The organism is Vibrio sp. 99K-1 (assembly GCF_013114585.1).
In the GTDB taxonomy this organism is placed as follows: Bacteria; Pseudomonadota; Gammaproteobacteria; order Enterobacterales; family Vibrionaceae; genus Vibrio; species Vibrio chagasii_B.
In genome coordinates, this window is record NZ_VTXF01000017.1 from 174855 (window position 1) to 189768 (window position 14914).

Genomic DNA, 14914 nt, shown 5'->3' on the forward strand with positions numbered 1-14914 from the left:
CCTCACTTATACTTCAACTGAACGGCTAACTTTGTCTTCAACAGAGTTATCGTTTTGTTCGAAGTGGTAACGGCCTGTCTTCAAGCTACTTGGACCTTTACGTGCGAATTTCAGCATTAGGTAAACTTCTGCAATCAGGAACACTGTGTACAGTGCCAAGATAGCGAATAGAGAAGTCCATAGCTGTTCAATAGTTAGTGCTGATGCAGCAACGTTAACCGGTAGGATTTCACCAACCGCCCATGGTTGACGACCAAATTCAGCAACGAACCAACCTGCTTCAATCGCAATCCAAGGTAGTGGGATTGAGAATAGTGCTGCTTTAAGTACCCATGGTTTCTGTTCGATCTTCTGACGACACGTTTGAACAAACGCCGCACCGAATACAAACAGCATGATGAAGCCACAAGCAACCATCAGACGGAATGACCAGAATAGAGGCCAAACTGTTGGGATAGAATCATCCGCAGCCATTTGGATTTGGTCTTCTGTTGCATCAACAACGTTGTCTGTGTAGCGCTTAAGAAGTAGACCGTAACCTAGGTCACCTTTCACTTCGTCGAACGCTGCCATGTTTTCTTCAGACTTATCGCCTGCACGTAATTTTTCTAGAAGCTCGTAAGCGTACATACCAGTACGGATACGATCAACGTGGTCATCACGTAGGTCACGTAGACCCGTTACTTCTTTATCAAGAGAACGCGTTGCAATGATACCCATTACGTAAGGGATCTTTATTGCGTAGTCAGTATCCATTGTTTCTTGGTTAGGAATACCAAAAACAGTAAATGCTGCAGGTGCTTCTTCCGTGTGCCACTCTGCCTCTACTGCAGCTAGCTTCACTTTCTGAACTTCACCAAGCTCGTAACCAGATTCATCACCTAGTACGATTACTGACAAGATCGCCGCCATACCGAAAGATGCTGCAATCGCGAAAGAACGACGAGCAAAGGCAAGGTCACGACCTTTAAGAATGTAGTATGAGCTGATACCAAGGATGAACATCGCACCCGTTGTGTAACCAGACGCTACTGTGTGTACGAATTTAACTTGCGCTACCGGGTTTAGTACAACTTCAGCGAAGCTCACCATTTCCATACGCATGGTTTCAAAGTTAAATTCCGCACCCACTGGGTTTTGCATCCAGCCGTTTGCTACCAAGATCCAAAGCGCAGAGAAGTTAGAGCCAAGTGCTACTAACCAAGTTACCGCTAAGTGTTGACGCTTTGACAGTCTGTCCCAACCGAAGAAGAAAAGGCCAACAAAAGTAGACTCTAGGAAGAATGCAACAAGCGCTTCGATAGCTAGCGGAGCACCAAAGATGTCGCCAACATAGTGAGAATAGTAAGACCAGTTAGTACCAAACTGGAACTCCATGGTTAAGCCTGTCGCTACACCAAGAGCAAAGTTAATACCAAACAATTTACCCCAGAACTTGGTCATGTCCTTGTAAATTTGCTTGCCAGTCATTACATAAACAGACTCCATGATGGCAAGTAGAAATGCCATACCTAAAGTCAGTGGAACAAATAGGAAGTGATACATCGCTGTAAATGCAAACTGCAATCGCGACAGATCAACAACATCAATCATGGTAACTCCTTTGTGTCGGCTGAATGACACTTGTGTGATTATTCACCTCAAAAATCCATGTTAAAACAATTTGTAGAATTGTTATTACAACTTGAAATTTGTAGCAAAAACGTACCGTTATAGTTAGATTATTGTTAAGCATGAGCTAATATAGCTGGCGCTAATATTACTGGTAAAATCAGTATGTTTCAAAAGGTTTATGGGAGAACCCTGCGTTGATTTGTATCAAATTTATTCGTGCAAAATAGGGTTAATTTTGTACAAATATGATTAAAATCACACCAATTCGGCTTGTCTTAATAACAGTGCATGATACCTGTGACAAAACCTCAGCACACCATCAACATTCAAGTCACAACTACCCATAAAGTATTAACAAGAAATATGACAACTTATTTCAATTTTTGTTAGCCAAATCAAAGCTGAAATCAAAGTTTTCATTTTTGATTAGCCCTATTTGAGCTTTATAGCGACTCGCGCAAAGAGTTGTTATTCAGTAAAATGCAAAAAATCCCAGCGCTTATGCAACTGGGATCTTTAAAAATGAATAATTTAGCGATTAGACGGTAGGTCTATCCCAAAGTGTAAATAGGCTCTATCAGTCGCGATTCGGCCCCTTGGTGTTCTTTGTAGATAACCTTGCTGTATTAGATAAGGCTCCAATACATCTTCAATGGTGTCTTTCTCTTCACCAATTGCTGCAGCCATATTGTCGATACCAACTGGGCCGCCACCAAACTTCTCCATAATTGCCAATAGAAGCTTTCTGTCCATATAGTCAAAACCTTTGGCATCAACATCTAACATGTTCAGTGCGCTGTCTGCGACCTCAGGGCAAATATGTCCGTCCCCTTTTACTTCCGCATAATCACGGACGCGGCGCAGTAAACGGTTTGCAATACGTGGTGTACCACGAGCTCGGCGAGCCACTTCCAACGCCCCTTCTGCTTCCATCGAAAGGCCAAGGCAGTCAGCGCTGCGCTGTACGATGTTTTGCAAGTCTTCTACTTTGTAATACTCGAGACGTTGAGTAATACCAAATCGGTCACGCAGTGGAGAGGTCAGTGAACCAGCACGCGTCGTTGCACCAATCAGAGTGAACGGTGGCAAGTCAATCTTGATAGAGCGCGCCGCAGGGCCTTCACCAATCATGATGTCCAACTGGTAATCTTCCATAGCTGGATACAACACCTCTTCAACCACAGGGCTTAAGCGGTGGATCTCATCAATGAATAGGACATCATTTTCTTCAAGGTTGGTCAGCAGCGCCGCTAAGTCGCCGGCTTTCTCTAACACCGGCCCAGAAGTGGTGCGAATGTTTACATCCATCTCATTGGCTACAATATTCGCCAATGTGGTTTTACCCAAGCCTGGAGGACCAAATATCAACAGATGATCAAGTGCTTCATTACGCAATTGCGCCGCTTTGATGAAAATCTCCATCTGGTCACGAACGTGGTCCTGACCTTGATAGTCGGCTAACGCCTTTGGTCGTATTGCACGGTCGATAACATCTTCATCTTTAAAGACCGGATTGTCAGGAGCAATGAGGCGATCTGCTTCAATCATAGAGAGTTCCAATTTGAGAGTGTTAACTCTGTTTTCTTTAATTCTTGCTTAGCCGTTATCTAATATTCGAGCTAATGAATACTAAGCATATTCTAACGAGATAGTAGTCGCTAGAGATAAACACGATGCAATAACTGAGCTTACATCGTCAGCGTCGATTTTTATTAAACCATCGACTTCAAGGCATCACGAATCAACTGTTCGCTCGTCATACCTTCTTTAGCCACTTGAGAAACCACCTTAGAAGCTTGAGTCGGCTTATAGCCCAATGCAAGCAGTGCACTTACCGCTTCTTCTTCAGCATCGTGAACGGTTGGCATAGAGTCAATTGGCGCCGCGTCAGTCGCAGGCGTAAACAGGTCACCAGCACCCCAACCTTTTAGTCGGTCTTTCATCTCAACAACTAGACGTTCAGCGGTTTTCTTACCAACACCCGGTAGCTTCACTAGCGTAGAAATGTCTTCACGCTCAACACTCTGAACAAACTGGCTCGCCGTCATACCGGAAAGAATACCAAGGCCAAGTTTAGGGCCCACACCGTTTGCTTTGATGACTTCACGGAATAACGCCCGCTCTTTAACCGTGTTGAAGCCATAAAGTAGCTGAGCATCTTCACGTACTACAAAATGCGTGTAGATAATTGCCTCTTCGCCTACGTTTGGTAGTTCATAAAAACAGCTCATTGGCATTTGTACTTCGTAACCAACACCACTGACTTCAATCAATAATTCTGGTGGCTGTTTTTCTATTAATGTACCGCGTAGACGTCCGATCACAGTTCGCTCTCTTGATGGAATTTAGTTTGAGGGACAGAATATAAAAGAACTGGATGCTTATCCAGTTCTTTATGTTTTTTGGAGGGATTTATTTACGCTTGTTTAGCTTGGGAGACCACGTTATTTAGGCTTTCGACTAGATCTTTGACAGAGGTAACATGTCCTGTCAGTTCAGAACCATAATTAGCCACTAAACCTGATACCGATTTTGTTTCCGCAACGCTCTGTGCCACTTCTGAGCTCGCAAGATCCAGCTCTTTCAGTGAGTCCATCTGCATTGCCATAATATCGGTTAACTGGTTCACATCAGTAGAGATAGTCTGAACCTCTGAAATAATGCTGTTCATTTCATTGGCCGTGGTTTCGATGATCGCTCTGCCATGCTCCACTTCCACTTTACTGCGATCCAACAAGCTTCGGATCTCGATAGCTGAATGACTACTTTTTGCTGACAGCTCCCTTACCTGGTCAGCTACCACAGCAAAGCCTCTGCCCTGCTCACCTGCGCGAGCCGCTTCTATTGCGGCATTCAGCGCGAGTAAATTGGTTTGCTCTGCTACCGAAGTAATTAAGTCAGCGACTTTCATGATCTCTTGGTTACTTTGTATGATTTGACTGATGGCTCCGGTCGAGGCCTCAAGAGATTCAGAACTCTTTTGCGCTTTAGTACCAACGGCTTCACTGCGCTCTTTGAGCTCACCGACAAACGAATTCGACTCTGCGATACCTTGCGTCATTTGATGCAGTTGCTGGCTCATCTCCTCGGCAGCACTCGCCTGAGATTCGCAATTGATGTTCAACACTTCGACTTGCGCATGTAAGTCTTGTGACTGTTGCTCTAAATGGACAGAAACGTCCTGTAGGCTTTCAGAGTTTGAATTAGCTTGGTCAAGCACAACTGACAAACGTCCTTCACTTTGTGTCGCTTTGTTGGCGACCTGCTGACTCTCTGAAATGGCTTCTTCTGCCATCTCGATAGCCACTTCTTTTTGCTTTGCTGTAAATGCTTGGGCAATACAGATCACCACCAGCGGCATAATCACACCTGACCATGTTTCAACAACCAACGCTTCTGGAGTAAGCACTAACTGCGGAAATATGAACCCGTTTAAATGAGCGGACGTCATCACTAAGGAGACCCCAATCACCAGTCCACTCCACACCAAAGCGACAATGCGGGTTCCTGATAAAAAGAAAGCAACCACTAACAAAGGCACCCAATAGGCCTGCGTCGAGTCCACCACACCACCACTTTGATAAATGATATTCAGTGCGTGTACCGCCATACCCACAAAACCAAAGTTAAGTGCCAAACTTGGTTTTCCAGTAACACGAAGTAACGTGGCTGAGAGCAGTTCAAAGACGATAAGGAACACAGAAGTAGCAACAAGCAGCTGCTCCTCGTGTTTTGTCCATTTAATAAAGCTGTAGATACCAACAAAGAGAGCGATGAAAGTGAAAAGTAATAAGATGTCGGCTTGTCTGGTTTGATTGTTGTTCCATTCGCGAGTTTTGGGCAGAAATAGCACGCGCCACAACTTGATAGGGTTCATCAGTGATCATCCTTGATTAACTTATAAGACCTCCGACCAATGTTAATAACATGTTAAACAGTGCGCAATGTTATTATTTAGGTTCTGTTCGAAAGATCTCATTTCATCAAGGATTTAGCGGCGTATTGCTGTGATCTGAGCCAAACCAAACGTGAGGCTCATCAATGGAAAAAGAGAAGGTAACCTGAAGCTAACTGGAGATGGGAAATTAACGATAACGCCCTTTTCTCGCGCCTGTCGCTTTACCCGCCAGTGCAATCAAAGTTTTGTTGGTGTTGGCGTGAGTGATCGCTACGCCTAGCGCATCGGCGGCATCAGCCTGTGGCTTAGCTGGCAACTTAAGCATGCTCATCACCATATTTTGAACCATAGACTTATCTGCACCACCATTACCTGTTACCGCTTGCTTAATTAAACGAGCCGCGTATTCATGAACCGGCAAATCTGCATTTACAGCGGCCACTATTGCACTACCACGCGCCTGACCCAGCTTGAGTGCCGAGTCCGCATTCTTTGCCATGAAGACCTGTTCAATGGCAAACACATCTGGCTGAAACTGAGTAATGATTTCACTCACGCCCGCATAGATCTGCTTGAGTCGGCCTGGCAGCTCTTTTTCTGAGGTTCGGATACACCCACTGCCTAAGTAATACAGATGACGGCCATTTTGACGAATCACGCCGTAACCGGTAATGCGAGAGCCAGGGTCGATCCCTAAGATAATAGACATAACTTCTAGTACTGATTATTTATACATGCTTTATCAGCTTAGTATATCGAACGTTAAAAAAAATGCCCGTTAAATTAACGGGCATTTTTATTTACTTAAAAAGAAGGTTACTTAAAGAGAAAGTCACTCAAAGAAAGAGTCACTATTAGCTTATTCAGCCGACTCTTCTTTTTGTGCAACTTTAACAGCGATTGCTAGCTCTTCCAGTGATGCAGGGTTTGCTAGGCTTGGCGCGTCTGTTAGTAGACATGCAGCTGCTGTTGTTTTCGGGAATGCGATAACGTCACGGATGTTCTCTGTACCACAAAGTAGCATTGCTAGACGGTCAAGACCGAATGCTAGACCAGCGTGTGGTGGAGTACCGTATTGAAGAGCATCTAGTAGGAAGCCGAACTTCTCTTGTTGCTCTTTCTCTTCGATACCTAGGATACCGAAAACAGCAGTTTGCATTTCTGCGTTGTGAATACGTACAGAACCGCCGCCTACTTCGTAGCCATTGATTACCATGTCGTATGCATCAGAGTTTGCTGCTGCTGGGTTCGCTTTTAGCTCTTCCGCAGTCACACCTAGTGGTGATGTGAATGGGTGGTGCATTGCGTGTAGGTTGCCTTCGCCGTCTTCTTCAAACATTGGGAAGTCAACAACCCACAGTGGAGCCCATGCAGATGTATCTGTTAGCTCTAGGTCTGTACCTAGTTTAAGACGAAGTGCGCCCATTGCTTCAGCAACGATGCCCGCTTTGTCTGCGCCGAACAGAATGATATCGCCAGATTCAGCTTCAGTGCGATCCAGAATACCGTTGATTACGTCTTCGCTTAGGAATTTAGCAACTGGAGATTGGATACCTTCCATGCCTGCTGCACGGTCGTTAACCTTCATCCAAGCTAGACCTTTCGCGCCGTAGATGTTTACGTACTCTGCGTAACCGTCGATTTGCTTACGAGTTAGCTTAGCACCACCTGGAACACGGATAACCGCTACACGGCCTTTTTCGTCGTTAGCAGGGCCTGAGAATACTTTGAACTCAACGTCTTTAACTAGGTCAGCAACGTCAACAAGCTCTAGTGGGTTACGTAGATCTGGCTTATCAGAACCGAAACGACGAATCGCTTCAGAGAAAGGCATTACTGGGAATTGACCTAGTTCTACATCTAGAAGCTCTTTCCACATATCGTGAACTAGCTTTTCAGTGATGTTACGTACTTCTTGAGAAGACATGAACGATGTTTCGATATCGATCTGAGTAAATTCAGGCTGACGGTCAGCACGTAAATCTTCATCACGGAAACATTTAACGATTTGGTAGTAACGGTCAAAACCAGACATCATCAGCAGTTGCTTGAACAACTGAGGAGATTGAGGAAGCGCGTAGAAGCTGCCTTTGTGAACACGGCTTGGTACTAGGTAATCACGAGCGCCTTCTGGAGTCGCTTTAGTTAGTACTGGTGTTTCGATGTCTAGGAACAGGTTCTCGTCTAGGAAACGACGAACGAAGCTAGATGCACGTGCACGAAGCTTGATGCGATCGCTCATTTCTGGACGGCGAAGATCGATGTAACGGTACTTAAGACGCTGTTCTTCAGAGTTCGTTTGGTTGAAGTCTAGTGGAAGCGCTTCTGAACGGTTAATGATCTCTAGACCAGTCGCGTAAAGTTCTACTTCACCAGTAGCCATGTCTTTATTTACTTGGCTGTCAGGACGAACACGTACTTCACCAGTAAATTTGATACAGAATTCATTACGCAGTTGGTTAGCGATCGGGAAGATATCTTTCATATCTGGATCGACAACAACCTGAACGATGCCTTCACGATCACGCATATCAATAAAGATAAGACCGCCTAAATCACGGCGACGGTTTACCCAGCCGCACAATTCTACAGTTTGTCCCGCCAGGGACTTGTTCAGGTTACCACAGTAATGGGTACGCATAATGAATTTCCCAATCTCTTAATTATTTACTAATTTCCAAGCTGTCAGTGGTCATTCCACATAACAGAGCAAAGAATCATTTATACGCGGAAACTCGGTTAAAATCGACCTTCCACACTCGAATTTATTGTGTTTTATCTGGCTTTGCTGCTTTTTAGCTCATCAAACGCGCAAAGATTCACCAAAACCAAAAAAATTGCGATAATTATATCTCGAAAGTACCTTAATCAGCAAAAGTCTCGTACAGTAGATTTTCATTTCGATTAAAAGCAGTAATGTGATGACTAATGGTGCAAAAACGATGGACACTTTACCTCTAAGACTTGGATTAACTATGTGGTCTCATTCTGAGTGGCAAAGTCAGTTCTACGGTAAAGGCACCAAACCCGCAGAGCGCCTTGAAAAGTACACTCAAGTTTTCCATACCGTAGAGGGCAATACGACCTTTTACGCGACGCCGAGTATGACTACCGTGCATAACTGGAAAGCGGCAAGCCACGATGACTTCAAGTTCACCTTCAAACTGCCCAAGTTCATCACCCACCAGCAACAGCTTAGACACTGCCAAGCCGAGCTCAAAGAGTTCTTAATGACCATGTCACCCCTCCATGATCGCATAGGTCAGTGGACCATACAGCTACCACACAGCTTTGAACCTAGTATGCTTCCTACTCTGCAAAAATTTTGCACCTTGTTTCCAAAGGAGATGCAGCTCGGCGTTGAAGTTCGCCATTTAGGCTTCTTTGATAAAGGCGATGCTGAAAAACGCTTTAACCAATGGCTCGTGGAAGAAGGCATTAACCGCATCATTATGGATAGTCGCCCTGTTTTTTCTGCGCCGCCAACCACAGAAGCGGTAATCGACGCACACCAGAAAAAGCCACGCGTGCCCGTTCATGCCATTGCAACGGCCAACAACCCGATGATCCGTTTTATCGGTCACCCTGACCAAGCGCCAAATATCGAATTTTTCAAACCTTGGTTTAGCAAAATCCCCCAGTGGTTAAGTGACGGCAAACAACCGTATCTAATGATCCACACTCCAGACAACAATCATGCGCCGGAACTCGCGATCGCCATCTATGAGTTATTGCAACAGCAAGTGTCTGAAAATACGTCACTATTACTACCTGACCTGGAACAATTTCCAGCTCAGAAAGGCAATCATCAAATCTCGATGTTTTAAGGCTTCTTGTACTTACAACAGTAATCCTCAGCTGTAATCTGAGTTTTCGTGACAGCAGTCCTATTTTTTCGTAAAATACGCCCCCTTTTATTTGGTACGAGTTTTATACCAATAACGCTGACTGTCGAGAGAGAATGCCATGAGCAACAAAGACAACATCTTTTCCGCTCCTATTGATAAAATTGGAGACTTCACCTTTGATGCAAGGGTCGCAGAAGTATTCCCGGATATGATTCAACGCTCGGTTCCTGGCTACAGCAACATCATCTCAGCTATCGGTATGTTAGCGGAGCGATTCGTAAAACCGCATTCAAACGTTTATGACCTGGGTTGTTCTCTGGGCGCTGCAACACTTTCCATGCGTCGTCACATCCAGCAAGAAGGCTGCACAATTTTCGCTATTGATAACTCAGAAGCGATGGTTGAACGCTGTAAATTACACGTTAACGCGTACCGCAGCGACACGCCTGTAGAAGTCATCGAAGCCGATATTCGCGAAGTCGAAATCAAAGACGCTTCGGTAGTAGTACTTAACTTCACGCTGCAATTCCTGTCGCCAGACGATCGCTACGCCCTACTTGAAAAAATTCATGCTGGCCTGCGCCCAGGCGGAATCTTAATCTTGTCTGAGAAATACGTATTCGAAGATGAAAGTTCGAACGAACTGCTTATCGACCTGCACCATGATTTCAAACGTGCTAACGGATACAGCGAACTTGAAGTAAGCCAAAAACGTAGCGCGATTGAAAACGTAATGCGCCCTGACTCTATCCCTGTTCACAGAGAGCGCTTTAATAAGATTGGCTTCTCAAGCAGCGAAGTATGGTTCCAATGCTTTAACTTTGGATCAATGTTCGCGATTAAATAGCGCGCAAACTCGGTTAGCTCGTACTAGAACGTCATACTCACCGTAGTGAATGACACGATAACTTTTACACCACCAATTCAGTGAAAAACTATGTTTAATTTTGCCAATTTTTATCAACTTATTGCCCAAGATACTCGCCTACAGCCGTGGCTTAACGTTTTGCCACAGCAACTGACGGATTGGCAAAATGCAGAGCACGGTGATTTCGATCGTTGGTTACGTGCGTTAAACAAGATTCCACAAGACGTGCCAGATCAAGTTGACCTGAAAAATTCAGTGACGATTGGTAGTTCTACGCCATACCACACAGGTGAACTGAAAAAGCTAGAAAGCTTATTGAAGACGTTCCACCCGTGGAGAAAAGGTCCTTATACGGTTCACGACATCCATATCGATACAGAGTGGCGCAGTGACTGGAAATGGGATCGTGTGCTTCCACATATTTCTCCATTAAAGAACCGTTCGGTGCTAGATGTTGGCTGTGGTAACGGCTACCACATGTGGCGCATGCTAGGTGAAGGGGCTCGCTTAACTGTTGGTATTGATCCTTCTCACCTGTTTTTGATTCAATTTGAAGCGATTCGCAAGTTAATGGGCAACGACCAACGTGCTCACCTTCTACCTTTGGGTATCGAACAGCTACCAAAACTTGAAGCCTATGACACAGTATTCAGCATGGGTGTGCTGTACCACCGTCGTTCTCCATTGGATCACCTAATTCAACTGAAGGACCAATTAGTGTCTGGCGGTGAATTAGTGCTGGAGACTCTAGTGATTGAAGGCGATGAGAACGCAGTATTAGTGCCTGTTGATCGCTACGCACAGATGAGAAACGTGTACTTCTTCCCTTCTGCTCGCGCACTGAAACGCTGGCTTGAACAAGTTGGCTTTAAAGACGTACGCATCGTGGATGAGAATGTCACAACAATTGGTGAACAGCGCACGACAGAGTGGATGACACACAACTCTCTGCCAGATTACCTAGATCCAAACGACCCAAGTAAAACCGTTGAAGGTCACCCGGCGCCGAGACGCGCTATTCTTGTCGCAACCAAGCCATAAACTAAATATTCAAAAGCCCAAATTGCGTCGTAACAAAATTTGTCTCTAGAGCTCATTTATTTTCTAAAACAGATCAGTGTTTAATAAATGAGCTATCTCAAATAGCAATAATTGGCGTAGCGCTCACATTGCGATTCAATATGACCAGACTCTTACAATAGGATGCTTCACGCATCCTTTTTTGTGGGCTAAAATTCTAAATAGTCTGAACTATTCTCAAATTTCCCAAAGGTTTTTTTATGTTTAAGCGATTATCGCCAATTGTGGCGGTTGGTTTGCTCTCTGGTTGTACCCTAACTAACGGTGCGGCCTACCACCAAGAAACTCTCGACGCTATTGCCCGCTCAGAGACAAACATCGCAAATAAGGTTCAAAATCTTGAACTGCAACTAAGCAATCAAAGCGATTACATTGAAAGCTTAGAAGACGAAATCGCAACCCTTTCCCAACAGCTTGATGTTCACCTAACCAGCATGGAACACAAAGTGATTGAAGAACTGGAAGAAGAAGAGCCAGTCGCAGTTGCAGCGGCTCCTGTTGCTCCGACTTCACAGCCGACAATCCTTGGCGGCATCGAAAAAGTATCTATCGACTCTATCAAACAAAGCTTCGATGCTCGTGTTGATACGGGTGCAACAACATCCTCTTTGAATGCTGTCGATATCAAAGAATTCGAACGCAATGGCAAAGATTGGGTACGATTCCACCTAGCTGATAAATCACAAGCGACAGAAGATCAAAAATGGATTGAAGCGCCTGTTGTACGTTATGTGAAAATCCGTCAGTCAACGACCGACCAAGCAGAACGTCGAGCTGTGATCGAATTATGGGTTAAAGTTGGAAAAATCCATGAAAAAGCGCAATTTACATTGGCGGATCGCTCTCAAATGAGTCACCCTGTATTACTAGGGCGCGAATTTATCAAAGACATCGCGCTAGTAGATGTAAGTAAACAGTACGTACAAACGGAAGCCAAATAACAATAGTAGGGTAAGCTATGACGTCACGAATTCCATTTTATATCTCTATTTTCCTGCTCATCGTAGCAGGCATAACACTGAGTATGTTCAGACATACGACCTATGGTGTTCCTTGGACCCCAGGGGAAACCAGGCAGGTGTGGGACATTGAAGCACGTATCGAATTCAATGCTGTAGGCAAAGAAGCGAAGGTTTCATTAGCGGCTCCTCATACTCAGTCTAACTACACACTTATTAGCGAGTCAGCGTCATCACCAGGCTACGGTATCTCATACTTGAATACCGAATCAGGCCGCCGCGCTGAATGGTCTATCCGTTATGCTGATGGCCCGCAAACTATTTACTACAAGACTCAATTCTTAGTCGACAGCCAAGCAAAAGTTACTGAAAACCCGCCAGAAGGTGAAGTTGCTCAACCAAGCTTCGACGGCCCAGAAGAAGCGGCGTCTCTTGCACTAATTGACCGCGCAACCAAGCGTTCAGCGGACAACCTAACCTTCACTCGTGAGCTAATCAAAACGCTTAATGATCCAGATAGCCAAAACTCTGCGCTGCTTCTGAACAACATGACCAAAGTGGAAGCGACACACAAGTTACTTTCGGCAGCGAAAATACACAACAAAGTGGTTGGTGTTATCGAGCTAGAAGATGGCCGTCGTCGTCAGTCTATCCAGAACATGATTCAAATTTGGGACAACGATCAGTGGATCCTATTCTCTCCTGAGTCAAGCGAACAACAAATTCAACCAAACCTATTGATTTGGGACGAGTCAAACGTATCTCTATTAGATGTCGTTGGCGGCCAAAACAGTAAAGTTCACTTCTCTATGATTGCTCAAGAGGTCACCCCGACTGAAGCAACCAACAGCAAAGTCTCTGCAGACCAGCTATTAAACCTATCGATTCACAGCCTACCGCTAGAAGAGCAAGCGATGTTTAAAACCATCATGCTGATTCCTATTGGTGCATTAATCGTGGTGTTCTTACGAGTCATCATCGGATTGAAGACATCTGGTACCTTCATGCCGGTTCTGATTGCGGTTGCCTTTGTTCAAACGCAGCTAGTAACAGGTATCGTTGGTTTCCTTCTGATTGTCGGTACGGGTCTTGTGATTCGAAGTTACCTATCCAAGCTTAACTTGCTACTGGTAGCCAGGATATCCGCGGTGATTATCACGGTAATCATGATTATTTCTGTGTTTACCGTAGTGGCATTCAAAGTGGGCCTGACTGAAGGTCTGTCTATTACGTTCTTCCCAATGATCATCCTATCTTGGACGATTGAACGTATGTCTATCCTATGGGAAGAAGAAGGTGCGAAAGAAGTAATGCTACAAGGCGGTGGCTCTCTATTCACTGCGATTCTTGTTTACTTGGGTATGACTAACCCGTTCATTCAACACTTAACGTTTAACTTTATCGGTCTACAACTGGTTATCCTTGCGACCATCTTGTTACTAGGTAACTACACAGGCTACCGTCTGACTGAGCTTCGTCGCTTTAAACCGCTAACGGAGGACTAAGCTATGTTTGATCAGTTTACTTCGCCGTTTCGGTTGAAAGACAAAGGCATCATGGGAATGAACAAGCGTAACCATAGTTACATTGGCCGCTACAATGATCGTTCCAAGTATCCGTTAGTTGATGACAAGCTAAAGACTAAAATCATCGCTGAACAAGCTGGTGCAACTGTACCTAAGCTTATCGGCGTGATCAGTCACCAAGCTGAAGTAAAGACAATCCATAAGATGGTAAAAGAATGGCCTGGTTTTGTAATCAAGCCGGCTCAAGGGAGTGGTGGTAAGGGTATCCTTGTCATCACCTCACACAAAGACGGCGTTTACACCAAGCCGTCTGGCTCTACCATTAATGAAGAAGATGTAGAGCGTCACATCAGTAACGCTCTTGCTGGTCTTTTCTCACTAGGTGGTAAGAACGACGTTGCCGTTGTTGAAAACCTGATTAAGTTTGATGAGTGTTTCGATGGCTTTAGTTACGAAGGGGTGCCAGATGTACGTATCATCGTATTCAAAGGCTACCCTGTCATGGCGATGATGCGTCTTTCAACCTCTGCTTCTGATGGTAAGGCTAACCTTCACCAAGGTGCTGTTGGTGTAGGGATCGACATTGCAACGGGCAAAGCGGTACGAGCGGTTCAATTTGACCAACCGGTGACGCATCACCCAGATACAGGTAAAGAGCTAGCATTATTGCAAGTTCCTCACTGGGAAAAGTTGCTAACACTGGCATCAAGCGCTTGGGAAATGACAGGTCTTGGATACATGGGTACTGACATGGTTTTAGACCAAGAAGAAGGCCCAATGGTACTTGAGCTTAACGCACGTCCAGGTTTGGCTATACAAATCGCGAACGGCGCAGGTCTACTACCACGCTTACACCATATTGAGAACCTTGGTACGCCAGCTGAATACCCGAAACCAGCAGAGCGCGTTGCATACGCAGCTAAGCAATTCGGTGTTCACGGTAACGAGATTGTTCCGAGCTAAGCTATTTACTGATTAGGTCAATGGACACCTAATTAGAGCTCAATAAAAAAGCCGCATAGTGAAGTGACCCCGTAAAGTTGGACATTTCTGTTAAGCGGCTTTCAAGGCCTGAGTTCGATATTCTATCGGAGTCAGGCCTTTTAGTTTCACTTTTATAC

At 44.9% G+C, this 14914-nt stretch carries 12 protein-coding genes; 6 read left to right on the top strand and 6 right to left on the bottom strand.

What is annotated here, in order from left to right; translation table 11 throughout:
* Nucleotides 1-6: 6 nt before the first annotated feature.
* The 6 genes from cydA to aspS all read right to left on the bottom strand — a co-directional run bounded on the left by cydA (nt 7) and on the right by aspS (nt 8153).
* On the bottom strand, nt 7-1593 hold the full coding sequence (gene cydA / locus F0228_RS14935) for a cytochrome ubiquinol oxidase subunit I (RefSeq protein WP_061032863.1): 1587 nt from the start codon (nt 1591-1593) through the stop codon (nt 7-9).
* Between the two features lie 552 nt (nt 1594-2145).
* Nucleotides 2146-3162, bottom strand: a complete 1017-nt coding sequence (gene ruvB / locus F0228_RS14940) for a Holliday junction branch migration DNA helicase RuvB (RefSeq protein WP_008219931.1) — start codon at nt 3160-3162, stop codon at nt 2146-2148.
* Nucleotides 3163-3326: 164 nt separating this feature from the next.
* A complete protein-coding gene (ruvA, locus tag F0228_RS14945; protein ID WP_008219934.1) occupies nt 3327-3938 on the bottom strand; it encodes a Holliday junction branch migration protein RuvA in 612 nt (203 codons plus the stop codon).
* Nucleotides 3939-4030: 92 nt separating this feature from the next.
* On the bottom strand, nt 4031-5491 hold the full coding sequence (locus tag F0228_RS14950; protein WP_171730690.1) for a methyl-accepting chemotaxis protein: 1461 nt from the start codon (nt 5489-5491) through the stop codon (nt 4031-4033).
* 208 nt (nt 5492-5699) lie between these two features.
* Nucleotides 5700-6221 carry a crossover junction endodeoxyribonuclease RuvC gene (gene ruvC, locus F0228_RS14955; RefSeq protein WP_008219936.1) on the bottom strand — a complete coding sequence of 174 codons (522 nt, stop codon included), beginning with the start codon at nt 6219-6221 and terminating at the stop codon, nt 5700-5702.
* Nucleotides 6222-6371: 150 nt separating this feature from the next.
* On the bottom strand, nt 6372-8153 hold the full coding sequence (aspS, locus tag F0228_RS14960) for an aspartate--tRNA ligase (RefSeq protein ID WP_008219938.1): 1782 nt from the start codon (nt 8151-8153) through the stop codon (nt 6372-6374).
* Nucleotides 8154-8454: 301 nt separating this feature from the next.
* On the opposite strand from aspS, the gene F0228_RS14965 reads away from it, so the two are divergent.
* The 6 genes from F0228_RS14965 (at nt 8455) to F0228_RS14990 (ending at nt 14756) form a co-directional block, all read left to right on the top strand.
* Nucleotides 8455-9339, top strand: coding sequence for a DUF72 domain-containing protein (locus F0228_RS14965; RefSeq protein ID WP_171730691.1), 885 nt, complete (start codon nt 8455-8457; stop codon nt 9337-9339).
* A 139-nt stretch (nt 9340-9478) separates the two neighbouring features.
* Nucleotides 9479-10207, top strand: a complete 729-nt coding sequence (gene cmoA / locus F0228_RS14970) for a carboxy-S-adenosyl-L-methionine synthase CmoA (RefSeq protein ID WP_061032865.1) — start codon at nt 9479-9481, stop codon at nt 10205-10207.
* 90 nt (nt 10208-10297) lie between these two features.
* Entirely contained in the window at nt 10298-11269 is a 972-nt protein-coding gene (gene cmoB / locus F0228_RS14975; protein WP_061032866.1) for a tRNA 5-methoxyuridine(34)/uridine 5-oxyacetic acid(34) synthase CmoB, read from the top strand.
* A 239-nt stretch (nt 11270-11508) separates the two neighbouring features.
* Nucleotides 11509-12249 carry an ATP-dependent zinc protease gene (locus tag F0228_RS14980; protein ID WP_171730692.1) on the top strand — a complete coding sequence of 247 codons (741 nt, stop codon included), beginning with the start codon at nt 11509-11511 and terminating at the stop codon, nt 12247-12249.
* Between the two features lie 17 nt (nt 12250-12266).
* The gene (locus F0228_RS14985) at nt 12267-13772 is read left to right on the top strand and encodes an inactive transglutaminase family protein (protein ID WP_105057377.1); all 1506 of its coding nucleotides are present in this window, start codon (nt 12267-12269) and stop codon (nt 13770-13772) included.
* Nucleotides 13773-13775: 3 nt separating this feature from the next.
* Nucleotides 13776-14756, top strand: coding sequence for an alpha-L-glutamate ligase-like protein (locus F0228_RS14990; RefSeq protein WP_061032868.1), 981 nt, complete (start codon nt 13776-13778; stop codon nt 14754-14756).
* The last annotated feature ends 158 nt before the right edge of the window (nt 14757-14914 follow it).

Excerpts from the sequence above, each read along its gene's own strand:
- ruvB (WP_008219931.1), bottom strand. The coding sequence starts at position 3,162 with ATGATTGAAGCAGATCGCCTCATTGCTCCTGACAATCCGGTCTTTAAA.
- aspS (WP_008219938.1), bottom strand. The coding sequence starts at position 8,153 with ATGCGTACCCATTACTGTGGTAACCTGAACAAGTCCCTGGCGGGACAA.
- F0228_RS14985 (WP_105057377.1), top strand. The coding sequence starts at position 12,267 with ATGACGTCACGAATTCCATTTTATATCTCTATTTTCCTGCTCATCGTA.
- cmoB (WP_061032866.1), top strand. The coding sequence starts at position 10,298 with ATGTTTAATTTTGCCAATTTTTATCAACTTATTGCCCAAGATACTCGC.
- cmoA (WP_061032865.1), top strand. The coding sequence starts at position 9,479 with ATGAGCAACAAAGACAACATCTTTTCCGCTCCTATTGATAAAATTGGA.
- F0228_RS14990 (WP_061032868.1), top strand. The coding sequence starts at position 13,776 with ATGTTTGATCAGTTTACTTCGCCGTTTCGGTTGAAAGACAAAGGCATC.
- F0228_RS14950 (WP_171730690.1), bottom strand. The coding sequence starts at position 5,491 with ATGAACCCTATCAAGTTGTGGCGCGTGCTATTTCTGCCCAAAACTCGC.
- cydA (WP_061032863.1), bottom strand. The coding sequence starts at position 1,593 with ATGATTGATGTTGTTGATCTGTCGCGATTGCAGTTTGCATTTACAGCG.
- F0228_RS14965 (WP_171730691.1), top strand. The coding sequence starts at position 8,455 with ATGGACACTTTACCTCTAAGACTTGGATTAACTATGTGGTCTCATTCT.
- F0228_RS14980 (WP_171730692.1), top strand. The coding sequence starts at position 11,509 with ATGTTTAAGCGATTATCGCCAATTGTGGCGGTTGGTTTGCTCTCTGGT.
- ruvC (WP_008219936.1), bottom strand. The coding sequence starts at position 6,221 with ATGTCTATTATCTTAGGGATCGACCCTGGCTCTCGCATTACCGGTTAC.